Here is a 12,902-nt window from a genome sequence, read left to right on the forward strand (position 1 = left end):
CGGACGCCGGGGGCTGGCGTCCGGCAGCATCATGATCACTGTTGGCCGAGGATGGCCGTGATCTGGTCGTTGTCCTTATCCACGGTGTTGGCCTGGTTGAGCACCTGGTTGCGCACCATGGTCACCCACGGGCTGCCGACCGCGTTGAAGGCCTGCTGGAAGTTGAGCGCCACCGGGGTGTCGCCCTTGCCGGCCACCTCGTTGATGGTGATCAGCCGCGGGTCCTTCGAGGAGTACTCGTTGTTGGCCAGGTCACTGCGGGAGACCACGTCGTTGTCCTTGGCCAGCACCTGGACCTGGGCGTCCTCGCTCATCATCCAGTTCAGGAAGTTCCAGGCCTGCGCGGCCTTCTTGGAATCCTTCGAGATGCCGATGCCGTCGCCGCCGACGAACGTGGACGCGCCGCCGCTGACGCCCGGGATGCCGGCGACGCCGACGTCGAACGGGGTGGAGGACAGCAGGGTGGCCGGGTACAGCATGAGGCCGACCTTGCCGGAGGTGAAGCCGGCGGTCCAGGTCGGGCCGGCCTCGTCCTTGGACGACGGCAGCACCGCGCCGGACTTCCACATGTCGGCCCAGTCGTCGTAGATCTTCTTGGCGTTGTCGCCAGCCAGGAGCGACTGGGTGCCGTCGGCGCTCATCACCTGGTCACCGGAGGCCCAGATGCTGGGGAACCAGGTGAACACGAGGCAGCCGCCGCAGTTGAGGCCGGTCGCGGTGCCGTAGACGCCGGGCTTGTTGAGGGCCTGGATCTTCTTGGCCGCAGCGACGTACTCGTCCATGGTCGCGGGGGCCTTGTCGGGGTCGAGCCCGGCCTCCTTGAACAGCTCCTTGTTCCAGAACAGCATCGACAGGTCGAGCACGAACGGCAGCACGTACTCCTTGCCCTCGGACGTGCCCGCGGCGAGGTGGCCCTTGTTGATCGAGTCCTTGAAGGACAGGCTGTCGATGTTGGCGCTGATGTCCTGGAAGAGGCCCTGCTTCACCCAGTTCGGGACGTAGACGATGTCGGCGGCGAACAGGTCGGGGAGGCTGCCCGAGCCGGCGGCCGCGCCGACCTTGGCCACGTAGTCGTCGTTGGGCACGACGGTCAGTTCGACCTGGTTCTTGTGGGACGCGTTGTAGGCGGCCACGAGCAGTTTCGCCTGCTTCTCCAGCGGGGCACGCGTCCACAGGGTCAGCGTGGTCCCGTCATCCGTTCCGTCCGCGCTGACCGAGGGCGCGGCGGACGTCGCCGTCGGCGCGCTCCCCGAGCAGGCGGCAAGGCCCAGCGCCATCGCGCCGGCCGCGGCGAGTCCGATCAACGACCGGACCCTCCGATTCCTGAAAATCCCCATGTGCCTGACGCTCCTTGCTCGTCCTTGAGCGGGGCCGCCCCGGCGGCGCCCCGTTGCGGGCTCTGGACGGGCGCGTGCCCGAAATCTCCGAAACCCTTTTCGAGAAAAGTACTGACGCTGTAGCGTGAGCGTCAAGCGGTTCGCAGTGGGCAGCAGTTTCGGAAAGTTGACGAAAGGGAACGGCGATGAACGGGAACCATTCGGCGCCCGGGTACCCGGCCACGCTGAGCGAGGTGGCCCGGCTGGCAGGGGTGTCGCTGTCGACCGCGTCGAAGGCGATGAACGGCCGCGGCGACGTCGCGGGTGCGACCCGCCAGCGCGTCCTCGACGCGGCAGAGCAGATCGGGTTCACGCCGAACCAGCTCGCCCGGAGCCTGCTCGCCGGCCGGACCGGAACGGTCGGCCTGCTCACCAGCGACCTCGAGGGGCGGTTCGTCATCCCGATCCTGATGGGGGCGGAGGACGCCTTCGGTGCCGGCCAGGTGAACGTGTTCCTCTGTGACGCGCGCGGCGACCACATCCGCGAACAGCACCACATCAAGGCGCTGCTGAACCGGCGGGTGGACGGGATCATCGTCGTGGGCCGCCAGACCGACCCCCGTCCGACGCTCGGCCACCACCTGCCCGTCCCCGTCGTGTACGCGTACGCGCCGTCCGAGGACCCGGGGGACCTCTCCCTCACCCCCGACAACGAGGCGGGGGGACGGCTCGCGGTCGAGCACCTGCTCGCCTGCGGACGGAGCCGGATCGCGCACATCACGGGCGATCCCGCGTACGCGGCCGCACAGGACCGGGCGCGCGGCGTCCGCTCAGCTCTGGCCGAGGCGGGCCTGGAACTGCAGGGCGAGATGATGTTCTCCGAGTGGTCCGAGCGCTGGGGACGCGACGCGGCGGCGATGCTGCTCGAGCGCCATCCCGACGTGGACGCGTTCGCGTGCGGCTCGGACCAGATCGCGCGCGGCGTCCTGGAGACCCTGCGCGACCTCGGCCGCCGCGTCCCCGAGGACGTCGCCGTGATCGGCTACGACAACTGGGAGGTGCTCACCACGAACTCGCGTCCGGAGCTGACGAGCATCGACGCGAACCTCCAGGACCTCGGCAGGGAGTCGGCGCGCAGCCTGTTCCGCGCGATGGACGACGCCGACCGGCCTGCGCGTGGGGTGACCCACCTGCCGGTCCGGCTGGTGATCCGGGGCTCGACCATCCCGCACCGGTAGGCGATCGACGTCGCTGGGCGACCTCGGTAGCGTGATGGTGTGGACACCGTCGGCGAGGCACCGTTGCTCCTGTTCGACGGGGACTGCGCCTTCTGCACCACGAGCGTCGCCCAGCTGGCCAGGCACCTGGATCGTGGCGGGCGACGGAGCGTGAGACTGTCGCCGTGGCAGTACGTCGACCTGGCCGGGCTGGGGATCACGACCGCGCAGGTGCAACGCGAGGTGGTCTGGGTCCGGCCCGATGGCAGCCGCGCGGGAGGGGCGACAGCGGTCGCGGCGTGGCTGGTCCATTCCGGCGGCCCGTACGTCGTCGCGGGGAGGATCCTCGAGCTCCCGCTGGTCCGCGTCCTCGCCGCCGGCGTCTACCGTCTCGTCGCAGCGAACCGGCACCGCCTGCCGGGCGGGACGCCCGCGTGCGCGATGCCCCCTCAGGGCCAGGACTGACCGCGCGGGTGAACCGGATCAGGACGCCAGGAGCGCGCCGAGTTGCTGCATGACGGCGGCCATGCGTCCGGCCGGGAGGTTGACCAGGGGCATCCGGAAGATGTGGCCGCCCCACGCCGTCCGGACGGGCAGGACGCCCGGCGGGTACTCCTCGCCGAAGATCGCGACCGCCGGCTCCTTGCTCATGCAGATGGTCAGGTCGGGCTCGCGGGCGGCCAGGGTGGCGCGCAGGAGCGGGGCGCCGTGGCGGAGGTCCGCCATCGAGACCGGGCCGATGGGCCGACGGACGAGATCGGTGAACCCGACGCCCGCGTCCAGCGCCGTCGGCTCCCAGATGCCACCGTCCGTCTCGGCGAAGAGGCCGGCCCGCGCGAGCCGCCGCATGTTGACGTCCTGGCCGCCCTGGTAACGGTGCCCGGCCTCGACGCTCAGCGGTGACTGCCCGAGCCCGACGACCACGGCGCGCAGCCGTCCCTCGGGCCAGACATCGCGCAGCGAAAGGACCCGCTCACCCAGCCACTCGATGGAGGCCTGGAACCCGATCAGCTCTCGCACCGCAACACGCTAACGCCACCGGCAGGAGACTGGTCACTCCCCTCGCTTTGCTGTGAATTCGTACACCATGTTTGGTGGACGAATTCACACTGAGTCCTGCGCGACCGCCTCAGCCGCCCAGAGAACGCTTGCGAGACCTTGGCCACACGTACGTAATAACGTACGCTTTTGCTGGAGGTGGTGAGGCATGACTGCGGTGAGCGCGACGTCAGCGAGGGCGAACCTGTACCGGCTGATCGATCAGGTGAACGAGGAGTCTGAGCCGTTGACGATCACCGGGCAGCGCGGCAATGCCGTTCTGATCGGCGAGGACGACTGGCGCGCGATCCAGGAGAGCCTGTTCCTGGCCGGGGTTCCCGGCTTCACTGAGTCGATCCGGCAGGCCCGCGCCGACGGCATAGAGGCGGGCTCGGACAGTCTCGAATGGTGACAGGATGGCGGCTGGTGTACTCCCGGGCAGCCCAGAAGGACGCCCAGAAACTCGCCGCGTCCGGGTTGAAACGCAAGGCCCAGGAACTTCTGGACCTCATCGCCGCCGACCCGTTCGCGAACCCGCCGCGGTACGAGAAGCTGGTCGGCGATCTCGCCGGCTGCTACTCCCGACGGATCAACATCCAGCACCGCCTGGTCTACGAGGTCCTCCCCGACGAGCACGTCGTCCACGTCCTGCGCATGTGGACGCACTACGAATAGTCAGCGTTGTTGCAGGTCGGGCCATCGGGCGAGAGCCTGACGCCGCAACACCTGGTCAAGGGCCAGTTGTCGAGTGCCGGAGAAGGGACTTGAATCCTCTCCCACCCCGTTGCCACCTCCGGAATCACTCCTAGCCAGCGGTCAAATGATGACACTTCGTGCCCACCCGTGCCCTACGATGTTGTGCATATGTTGTGCAAGATTGAGGGGGACGGGGCATGGCAACGAGGGCGAAGGGCAGCGCACGACGCAGCTGGGGACGGGCACGACAGGAACGTTCCGGCCGCTGGTCGGCCGGCTACACCGTTCGCGGGCAGCTCCACAAGGCTCCCGGCACGTTCGCGAGCGAGGACCAGGCGCGGGCTTGGCTCGCCGCTGAGCGGCGTCTCCTCGACCTCGACGCCTGGACGGCACCCGCCGAGCGGGAAGCGATCCGGGAGACCGAACGAGCTGCCGCCGAGGCCGAACAGAAGGCGGCCGGCACGACGTTCGCCGAGTACGCGGCCGCGTGGATGGCGCGACGCACCGACCCGGCCGGGGCACGTCCCCTCGCTCCCCTGACCGGCCGCGACTACCGGACCTTGCTCGACCTGCACCTGATCCCCGCGTTCGGCGCACTTCCCCTGGTGAAGATCTCGCCGGACACGGTGGACCGGTGGTGGCGCCGGATGGGCACAGACCGGCCCCGGCAACGCGCGAAGGCCTACGCCCTGCTGGGCACCATCTGCAACGCGGCAGTGAAGGACCGTAATCTGCCGGCGGTGACCTCGAGCCCCTGCCAGGTCGAGGGGGCGCTACGACGCAAGCGCCGTACCGCGAGCGACGACATCGAGCCCGCCACCCTCGAGCAACTCGACGCGATCCGGGAAGCGACTCCGGAGCAGTACCGGACCATGATCGACCTTGGCGCCTGGTGCGCCCTCCGGTTCGGCGAACTGGCCGAGCTGCGCCGCAAGGACGTTCGCCTCACCTCCGGCAAGGACGGGAAGCTGACCAGCGGCGTCCTGTTGGTTCGCCGCGGCGTCACCTTCACCGCTGGCGCTGTCCACAACGCCCGTACGAAGACCGAGGCCGGCGACCGGAACGTGACGATCCCGCCCCACCTCCTCGCCGCGATCGCCGGCCACCTAGCCGACCACGTCGCCGGGGTCGACCCGGACGCGCTGCTGTTCCCCGCCCCCGGCGGCGGCTACCTCCGCCAAGGCACCTTCACCCGGTGGTGGTACAAGGCGCGGAGGGCCGCCGGCCGGGACGACCTCCGGTTCCACGACCTCCGACACACCGGACTTACCTTGGCCGCGCAAGCCGGCGCCACCACGCGCGAGCTGATGGACCGGGCAGGCCACACGACGCCGGCAATGGCGATGATCTACCAGCACAGCGCCGCCGGGCGGGACGCCCAGGTCGCCGCCGCCCTATCGAAGATCGCAGTCCCCGAACCGGAGACCCCGGCGGCCGCGGACCCAGCGGCCGCCGCCGTCCGGGAACTCGCCGAGCTCGTCGACGAGTTGCGCCAGATCATCGCCGACCAGGCACGCGAAAACGTCCAGCTCCGCGCCCAGCTCGCCGACCAGAACACCCCGGCCGAGCCGCACACCCGCTGACTTGACCCCGAGACCTGGCATGCGGTGTCGACGCAGTATCGGCCACCTCGACCACAAGAGCTCATTCCCGGCCGTACAAATCGCGCCACTCTCGAACTGTCAGCGAGCCGCCTCCGAAGCGGTCGGAAAATCGGAAGCGGCCGGACTGTAACACCTAGCCAGGGTGAACTATTAGCTGCATCGTTGCCCTTGACCACCCTTCGGAATAGTGCACTCAGGTGCATTGTGGGATATCCACAAATACGGCTCATTTCGGTCCTGATGCACCACGGTGCAGATGCACCATAGGGTGCTCTTTTGCGTCACCACATGGGCGTTTAGTGTCCCCATTGCCCGACACGTTCAAACGGGCAATAGAGGGAGGAAGAAGCGCCATGAACAACACCGATCTCGCGCGACGCTCACGCAAGGGCGCCATCGCCGACAACCGTGCGGGAGCCGGTCGCCGGTACGCCTCGATCGACGCCGCCGCCATCTACTACGGCGTCGGGCACCGGTTGATCAGGAAGCTCGTCGCCAACGGAACGCTCACCGGGTTCCAACTGCCCGGCTCGAAGCTGATCAGGATCGACCTGGACGAGCTCGACCGCCTCGCCGCTGACGGACAGTGACGGCCGACTGCCGAACGGAAGGCAGACCATGCCCGGCACCAGCACGCCCGATCACCCTCCGCTCGACGGGGTCGAGGGGAGACCTCGAGGACGGCGTCCGCGGACATCGAGGGAGCCCGGGACCGCTGCGCCCCTCGAGGTCGACTCGCGACGACCGAGCGTCGCGATCGTCGCCGGGCTCCCGGACGCCTGGACGACATCGGCTGAGCGGTTGCTGCTGTTCGTGATCGCCGCCGACGCGTTCAGGGACACGTCGAGGGCCCCGGTTGCCGCGCTCTCGTCCTGGTGCGGGTTGAGCCGGTCGAGGACGTTCGAGCTGATCGCCTCACTCACGGCGCCGGTTCCGGGGGTGCGGCCTGGCCTGCTGCAGCGTGTCGACGCGAAGGGCCGGCCGATCCCGCCAGGGGTGCACTGGGGCGGCCAGGTCGGCTACCGGATCGTGCCCGGCGGGATGGCTGAACCGACCACTGAGCCGTCCGAAGCTCCGGACGGCTCGCAGGAAGGCCATGTGGCTGAGCCGTCCGAGGTTCCGGACGGATCCCTGGACGCTGAACCGTCCGAGCCTCCGGACAGCTCGCAACCAGGCCAGACACCCGAACCGTCCGGAGAACCGTCCAGACAACCGTCCGGAACTCCGGACCCACCTCTTCCTTTACCTCTACCTATAGACACTCCTGACGGAGTGTCTATCTCCGCCAACGCGCTCGAACTCGTGTCGACGCGCAACAGCCACCGGAGCCGCGGCACGTCGTCGGCCAGCTTGGACGCCGAGTTCGCCGCCTGGTGGCGAGTGTGGCCGCGGCGGGTGGGCAAGGGGCAAGCCCGGAAGGCGTACGAAGGGGCGCGGCGCAAGGTCAGTGCCGGTGCGCTTCTCCGCGCCGTCGAGGAACAGCACGACGTCCTCGTCCGGGCCGGCCAGTACTGCCCGCACCCGTCAACCTGGTTGAACGGGGAGCGCTGGGAGGACGACGTCGCGGCGATCGCGCCGCCGGCGATCAGCCAACGTCAGCGCGAAACCGATGACCTGTTCGCCAGGGCGACCGCCCGAGCGTTCGCCAGGGACGCCGTCGAGGAGGCCGGGCCGCCCTGGGCGGGCGAGGTCGTCCGTGGCGGCCTCGAGGGCGTGATCGAGATCGAAGGCGAGGACGACGAATGACCAGCTGGGTGACGATCGCCGCGGCCGCTCAGCTGGTGGCGGCCAGGGCCGTCGAGTCCGGGAAGGACTGGCCGGCCGCGGCCGTCGAGGGCGTGATGCGTGCCGCGATCGACGCGGACGGCGCCGACCTCGAGCGGGTCGTCGTGGCTGGCCTGCGGGCCGCGGCCGATCCGGGAGCGGCCGCACCGGCCGCGATCCGTCAGCGGCGGTTCAGGCCCGCGCCGGATCCTGCGACCGTGGCCGCCGGGCCCCGGTGCGTCATCTGCTCGCATCCGGAGATCACATGCCGCCAGAACGCCGAGAAGGTGCCGCCCGACGCGCGCCACACCTTCACCCCGAGGGGGTCGCGGTGAGCTACGACAGCCCGAGCCGCGGGCGGATTGCGGCGCTGCGGGACGCGGTCCTGGCCCAGCCGCCCCCGATCGCGCCGCAGCGGGTCGTGCCGTTGAACCTCGATTGCCTGGTCGCGCTGGGCACGTTGGCCCTGGCCGATGTCGGCTATGAGTTGCCGCCGGCCATTCACCGGACTCTGCTGTTGCTCCCGGACGCGGCGTGGGAGCGTGCCGAAGTCTTGGCCGCCCGGCATGACCGAGCGGTCGCTGCCCAGGTGGTCGCTCAGGCCGAGGTCGCCGCGATCATCGCCGCTGGCGACGAGATCGACCCGGACGAGTGGCCGAACCCGCTCGACGTCGCAATCCACAGCGGACGGGCTGCCGACAAGGCGGGCGCGACGTGGTTCGCGCGGCCTCGGTGGCTGCGGAGGCGGTCGTGGTGAACCCTGGCGGCGCGGTGCCGCGGATCCTGGCCGCCCCGCCCGCCTTCGTCGCCCTGGTCGACGCGATCCGGGCCACCCAGCCGCCTTGCTGGGGTCGGAAGGAGTGGCTGAGCGAGAGCCCGGCCGACCGATTCGACGCCGCGGTGGAGTGCGTGTGTGCCTGCCCGCACCTGACGCTGTGCCGGGCGGCGGGCCGGGAGCTGGGCGCCGACTTCGGGGTGTGGGGCGGTGTCGATCGGGGCTCACGCCGGCGTGCAGAGGAGGAGCTCGAGGACGTCAGCGAGGGCCAGATGGTCGGGCCGGACGTGGCGGACCTCATGGGCACCACGACCGACATGGGGACCCCATGAACGGCTCGGCGCGGTTCGACGGGACGGTGGTTGTCCTGGCCGGTGAGTTGCTCGAGCTCAACCGCCAGCTGGTCGACCAGGCCAGACGTCAGCGTGCGGACGCCGGCCGGCCGCCCCACCGCGGCCTCGACGAGCTCGCCGCGCTTCTGGTGCTGCCGGCGCGTCCGCATGCGGACAACGACCGCGCGGCCGAGGCGCAGGATTCGGCCATGACCACCAGGGAAGCGGCCCGGGCGCTCGGTGTGAGTCGCCGCTCAGCCGCCCGGATCGCACCGGAACTCGGCGGCGTACGCCACGGCCGCGACTGGCTGATCCCTGCCGCCGCCGTTCGCGAGCGCGCTGCCTTCCGCCGCACCAACGAGGAGTAAAGACTGATGGGAAGCATCTTCCAGACTTGGCCGAAAGTGCGCCGCCTGCTCGCCGACGCCGAGGAGCTTGGCGCCACGATCCCTGCCGATGTCACCGCAGCCCTGGCCGCGCTGGACCTGGTCGGTCGAGCCGGCGGCCGAGACCCTCGTCAGGTCTTGGAGGCTGGGATTCTGCAGGTCGCGACGGTCGAGGACGCGGAGGCCTTGCTCGACGACGTGATCGACGCCACGACCAGGCGCACCGCCATGGCCGAGATCCACAACACCGCGGACTCGTTCGTCCTGGACTGGCTGCTGCGCCGGCTGCGCGAGGGAGGCCTCGACGAGATCATCGCCAGCATGCGGCCTGGCCTGGCCGGCACGTTCGCCGCGGTGGGCCGTTACAGCGAGCTCGTCCCGGCCAGCCTGACCGCCGAAGCTCTGCTCGAGGCCGAGCCGGATGCGCTCTTGGCGTACCGCGACGGCCGGGACGCCGCTGCCATGCTCGCCTCGCTCGACCGCTGGACTCACGATGTGCTGTACGTGGTCGCGCCGTTCGACCCCGCCGACCTTGTGGGAATTCCAGAGTTCGCGCTCGTCATGGCGTTCTTCGTCCCGTCGGAGGGTGACGTCGACGCCGCGGCCCGAGGTCGGATGCTGCCCCCGTCCGGCCTCGACCCCCTTGGCGGCTGGGCGCGCATCGGCGAACTGCGGTTGAACTCGCTCACCGTCGCCAGGCAGATCATCGCTGCGGCCGCCGACTCGATTCGGAACAGCTTCGTGCCCTTCGACGCGGAGGTTGGCGAGCCGATCCGGCAGCAAGTGCCGGCCGGTCAACCCTTCCCGACCCTCTGAACCGAACCAACCGAAGGAGACATCATCATGCCTACGAACAAGTACCCCGGCCGCCGCCGCGGCGCCCTGTCCAACCTCAAGCCGCGCCCTCCCATCAAGGGCGCGGCGCCCGGTGAGGGTGCCGACCCGATCGCCGCCGCCGCGGCCGAGGCACGGAGCACGCTCGCCGACGCGATCGACAAGTTCGACGCCGCGGCGGCCGCCGGCGATGGCGTCACCGAGGAGGACGCGGCGGCACTCCGCGGCGCTGCCGGCGACGCGTTCGACAAACTCAACGACGCGATCGGCGCCGAGGGGCCCGGCGAGTATCCGACTGCCTGGTTGGGGACGACCCGCCACGCCCACGCCCAGGCCTGACCAAGTGAAGCTCGAGCGCACGACCACACACCTCGCCGGCCCGCGTGCCGCCGAGGGTGCATGGTCGTGCCTCGACTCCGGGCTGCGCGTGTTCCTCGACCGTCCGAGCGCTTCGGACGCCGGGGCCCGGCTGACGAAGTCCGTCGACTTCGCCGTGATCCGCCTCCGCCACGGGGTGCACCTGTGGGACCAGACCGTGCAGGTCTCGCCGTCCGCGGTCGTCAGCGGCCACCGCAGCCGCGGCCGCCGGCGCGAGGAACGAACCGAGTCGGGACGCGAGATCCCGCGCCCGGACGCGGAGGCAGCTCTGGCCGCGCTCGTCGAGGGCCGAGCCGTCTACGCGGCAGCGGCTGAGCGCGGGGCCCGGCTGGCCGACCTGGTCGACCTGGCCGAAACCGCGATCAGAGCCCGCCGGATCCTCGAAACCGGCCAGATCCCGACCCCCGCGACGCGATGAACCGCCCCGGCGCGTTCTTCCCGGTTCCTGGCCGTTCTCGCGCGCGCACGACCCCCCACCAGTGGTTTTCAGGGGCCCGGGGGGACATGACGGCCGCGTGCGGGGAGTGGCGGCTGGTCGATCGCTGGATTTTCTGGCGGCTGTGGGGTCGCCGTTGTGCTTGCGTCGCTGGGGGGCGGCGCAGGGCCTGGCTCGCCGTCCTGTTCCGGCGGGCCAGGTTGGGGGCCGGCGCCGTGGTGATGCGGCGCCGTCCTGGTGGAGTCCTTCCGGGATGCGGGGCGCCTGCTGGCTGGGATCGGCCGGCAGGCGCCCCGTCCGGGCGTGAGTGAGGGGGCGTTGAGTGTGGCTGCCGGTGATGTGGCGTGGATCGACGCGGCGCTGGTGGGCCTGGCGCCGAAGGCGGCAGCTGGCGACGTGAAGGCGGCCGAGCTGGCGTTGCGGCTGATGGAGCGGCGTGACCGCCTGCGTGAGGCCGCTCGGCGTCCGAGGCGCGGCCCGATCCGGCAGGCGACCGAGAAGGCATTGACCGCGGCGGCGCCGTGGCTGACGGAGGCGGACGCCGGCGCGGTGGAGGCGCTGCGCGCCGCGGCTGACCGGCTGGACCGGCTGGCCGGCCGGGGCGGTGTGGACGCTGGCGGCTCCCTCGACAACGTGTCGGCTGCCCACTACCTGCGGCTGAGCGAGGAGCTCGGCCTCACGCCGCGCTCCCGAGCCCGCAGGGCGAAGGAGCGGGCAGCGCCCGAGCCTGCCGCCCCGGACGAGGCTCCCGCCGAGCCGGCGACCGACGAGGAGCGACTGGCAGCGCTGCGCGCCCAGCTCGGCGAGGAGTAGATCGTGGAATGGGCAGAGGGCTGGCGAGGCTGTCCGGTGGCTGTCCGGGACCGATGGCCGCGTGTCTACCGCCGGGATCACGGCCCGGACGCTCAGCGGGCAACCTCGGCCCTCTCAGCGTGATGCACTGCGGTGCACTTTCGTGGATCGAGACGCCCGGGCACCATGGGCCGCATGACCACGACCTGCCCATCCTGGTGCGACCAGCGCGCCGACCCTGCCCACGATCCGTCCGGCGACGCCGCCGAGCTCGTCGGCACCTGGACACACCAGGCCGGCATCGGGCTCGCGACCCTGGCTGACGGCCGCCAGGTGGTCGCCGAGCTCTCCCGGGTCGACGAGCTCGACGAGGACGGCACCGCGACACCGGGCCGCACGCGCGTCTGGCTGGGCGGCCTCGAGGAGAATCCGAGCTTCGGCACCGACGACCTCCTCGCGCTGGGCCAGCTGCTCTCCACCGCCCGGCAACGACTGGCCCAGGTAACCGCTCAGTGAAGCCGCTGCAGCCGCTCACCGCAGAGGAGGTGGAGCGGCTGCGCCTGATTCTCGACCCGGCAGATGTCGGCTCGATCGCGGCACTGTTCGGACGGCTGCCGGATCCGGGCGACCCCGCCAGCCGATCCGACCAGGGAGAGCCGAACGACGCGCCGCTGACGCACCGGTTCGGGAGCCGTGCCTTGGTCAACCTGGCCGTCGTGCATCTGCAGGACGACACCTGGAAGACCGGCGCCGACCAGCTGAACCCGCGCGGCCGACCGGTCATCGCCAGGTTGGGCGTCCGGCCCGCGCTCGCCTGGTGGCAGCGGGTGGTCGAGGAGGCGATGCGGGCCCGATCCATGACCCCGCCGACACCGGCCAGCCCGGCCGCCACGATCGAGGAGGCCAGCCGCTGGCTCGCCCAGCTGCTCCCGTTCATCCTGGCCCAGGGCTGGGCCCCGATCCTGGCCCGCGACCTGTTCGTGATCGCCGACCAGCTCGACCAGGCCGTGACCGGGAAGCGACCATTCCGGCCCCGGTGCGCCGACTGCCGACAACACCTCGAACCCCAAGACGAAGCCACCTGGTGGAAGTGCCCCGGCTGCGGACGCGACTACACCCCGCGGACCGGGCTCGGAGACTTGGGACGGCGGCAACCACCCATGACCGCCCGCGCCATCGGCGCCGTGCTGCAGATGAGCCCGGGCACGATCCGCACCTGGAAACACCGCGGCCTGATCACCCGGGCCGGCACCGACCCGCACGGACGCGGCCTGTACTACCTCGCCGACGCCAAGAGGATCCTCGGACGCTCCGCCCACGCCCAGACCGGATAG

At 70.8% G+C, this 12,902-nt stretch carries 20 protein-coding genes; 17 read left to right on the plus strand and 3 right to left on the minus strand.

Translation table 11 applies throughout. The features are described 5' to 3' along the window. Positions 1-35: 35 nt before the first annotated feature. Entirely contained in the window at positions 36-1,304 is a 1,269-nt protein-coding gene (locus QM779_RS08055; protein ID WP_428533996.1) for an ABC transporter substrate-binding protein, read from the minus strand. A gap of 218 nt (positions 1,305-1,522) precedes the next feature. Between QM779_RS08055 and QM779_RS08060 the strand changes: the two genes are divergently transcribed. Both QM779_RS08060 and QM779_RS08065 read left to right on the plus strand, forming a co-directional pair. Beyond that, complete coding sequence (locus QM779_RS08060) at positions 1,523-2,554, plus strand: LacI family DNA-binding transcriptional regulator (RefSeq protein WP_428533998.1); 1,032 nt, start codon at positions 1,523-1,525, stop codon at positions 2,552-2,554. 39 nt (positions 2,555-2,593) lie between these two features. Beyond that, positions 2,594-2,998: a thiol-disulfide oxidoreductase DCC family protein gene (locus QM779_RS08065; protein WP_428534000.1), complete on the plus strand. Its 405-nt coding sequence runs from the start codon at positions 2,594-2,596 to the stop codon at positions 2,996-2,998. An 18-nt stretch (positions 2,999-3,016) separates the two neighbouring features. On the opposite strand, the gene QM779_RS08070 is transcribed toward QM779_RS08065, so the two are convergent. Then, a complete protein-coding gene (locus tag QM779_RS08070) occupies positions 3,017-3,553 on the minus strand; it encodes a hypothetical protein (RefSeq protein WP_428534002.1) in 537 nt (178 codons plus the stop codon). Between the two features lie 187 nt (positions 3,554-3,740). On the opposite strand from QM779_RS08070, the gene QM779_RS08075 reads away from it, so the two are divergent. The 4 genes from QM779_RS08075 (at position 3,741) to QM779_RS08090 (ending at position 6,461) form a co-directional block, all read left to right on the plus strand. Continuing rightward, positions 3,741-3,983 (plus strand): type II toxin-antitoxin system Phd/YefM family antitoxin, encoded by a 243-nt coding sequence (locus QM779_RS08075; RefSeq protein ID WP_428534004.1) that lies wholly within the window; start codon positions 3,741-3,743, stop codon positions 3,981-3,983. Next, positions 3,980-4,246, plus strand: coding sequence for a Txe/YoeB family addiction module toxin (locus QM779_RS08080; protein WP_428534006.1), 267 nt, complete (start codon positions 3,980-3,982; stop codon positions 4,244-4,246). The genes QM779_RS08075 and QM779_RS08080 overlap by 4 nt, the downstream gene beginning before the upstream one ends. Before the next feature lie 218 nt (positions 4,247-4,464). Beyond that, positions 4,465-5,850, plus strand: coding sequence for a tyrosine-type recombinase/integrase (locus QM779_RS08085; RefSeq protein ID WP_428534008.1), 1,386 nt, complete (start codon positions 4,465-4,467; stop codon positions 5,848-5,850). A 374-nt stretch (positions 5,851-6,224) separates the two neighbouring features. Then, positions 6,225-6,461, plus strand: coding sequence for a hypothetical protein (locus QM779_RS08090; RefSeq protein WP_428534010.1), 237 nt, complete (start codon positions 6,225-6,227; stop codon positions 6,459-6,461). A gap of 51 nt (positions 6,462-6,512) precedes the next feature. On the opposite strand, the gene QM779_RS08095 is transcribed toward QM779_RS08090, so the two are convergent. Further along, positions 6,513-6,794 carry a hypothetical protein gene (locus tag QM779_RS08095; RefSeq protein WP_428534012.1) on the minus strand — a complete coding sequence of 94 codons (282 nt, stop codon included), beginning with the start codon at positions 6,792-6,794 and terminating at the stop codon, positions 6,513-6,515. A 349-nt stretch (positions 6,795-7,143) separates the two neighbouring features. Between QM779_RS08095 and QM779_RS08100 the strand changes: the two genes are divergently transcribed. The 11 genes from QM779_RS08100 to QM779_RS08150 all read left to right on the plus strand — a co-directional run bounded on the left by QM779_RS08100 (position 7,144) and on the right by QM779_RS08150 (position 12,902). Next, positions 7,144-7,617, plus strand: coding sequence for a hypothetical protein (locus tag QM779_RS08100; RefSeq protein ID WP_428534014.1), 474 nt, complete (start codon positions 7,144-7,146; stop codon positions 7,615-7,617). Continuing rightward, a complete protein-coding gene (locus tag QM779_RS08105) occupies positions 7,614-7,970 on the plus strand; it encodes a hypothetical protein (protein WP_428534016.1) in 357 nt (118 codons plus the stop codon). Before QM779_RS08100 ends, QM779_RS08105 begins: the two co-directional genes overlap by 4 nt. Then, positions 7,967-8,392 (plus strand): hypothetical protein, encoded by a 426-nt coding sequence (locus tag QM779_RS08110; protein WP_428534018.1) that lies wholly within the window; start codon positions 7,967-7,969, stop codon positions 8,390-8,392. Before QM779_RS08105 ends, QM779_RS08110 begins: the two co-directional genes overlap by 4 nt. Then, positions 8,386-8,742, plus strand: coding sequence for a hypothetical protein (locus QM779_RS08115; RefSeq protein WP_428534020.1), 357 nt, complete (start codon positions 8,386-8,388; stop codon positions 8,740-8,742). Before QM779_RS08110 ends, QM779_RS08115 begins: the two co-directional genes overlap by 7 nt. Further along, positions 8,739-9,110 (plus strand): helix-turn-helix domain-containing protein, encoded by a 372-nt coding sequence (locus tag QM779_RS08120; protein WP_428534022.1) that lies wholly within the window; start codon positions 8,739-8,741, stop codon positions 9,108-9,110. The genes QM779_RS08115 and QM779_RS08120 overlap by 4 nt, the downstream gene beginning before the upstream one ends. Positions 9,111-9,146: 36 nt before the next feature. Beyond that, positions 9,147-9,944: a hypothetical protein gene (locus tag QM779_RS08125; RefSeq protein WP_428534024.1), complete on the plus strand. Its 798-nt coding sequence runs from the start codon at positions 9,147-9,149 to the stop codon at positions 9,942-9,944. A gap of 27 nt (positions 9,945-9,971) precedes the next feature. Continuing rightward, on the plus strand, positions 9,972-10,301 hold the full coding sequence (locus QM779_RS08130) for a hypothetical protein (protein WP_428534026.1): 330 nt from the start codon (positions 9,972-9,974) through the stop codon (positions 10,299-10,301). Between the two features lie 4 nt (positions 10,302-10,305). Further along, the gene (locus QM779_RS08135; protein WP_428534028.1) at positions 10,306-10,758 is read left to right on the plus strand and encodes a hypothetical protein; all 453 of its coding nucleotides are present in this window, start codon (positions 10,306-10,308) and stop codon (positions 10,756-10,758) included. 342 nt (positions 10,759-11,100) lie between these two features. Continuing rightward, complete coding sequence (locus tag QM779_RS08140) at positions 11,101-11,589, plus strand: terminase small subunit (protein ID WP_428534030.1); 489 nt, start codon at positions 11,101-11,103, stop codon at positions 11,587-11,589. 174 nt (positions 11,590-11,763) lie between these two features. After that, complete coding sequence (locus tag QM779_RS08145) at positions 11,764-12,084, plus strand: hypothetical protein (protein WP_428534032.1); 321 nt, start codon at positions 11,764-11,766, stop codon at positions 12,082-12,084. After that, complete coding sequence (locus QM779_RS08150; protein ID WP_428534034.1) at positions 12,081-12,902, plus strand: hypothetical protein; 822 nt, start codon at positions 12,081-12,083, stop codon at positions 12,900-12,902. The genes QM779_RS08145 and QM779_RS08150 overlap by 4 nt, the downstream gene beginning before the upstream one ends.

Origin of the sequence: Propionicimonas sp. (genome assembly GCF_049840635.1) — a bacterium.
In the GTDB taxonomy this organism is placed as follows: domain Bacteria; phylum Actinomycetota; class Actinomycetes; order Propionibacteriales; family Propionibacteriaceae; genus Propionicimonas.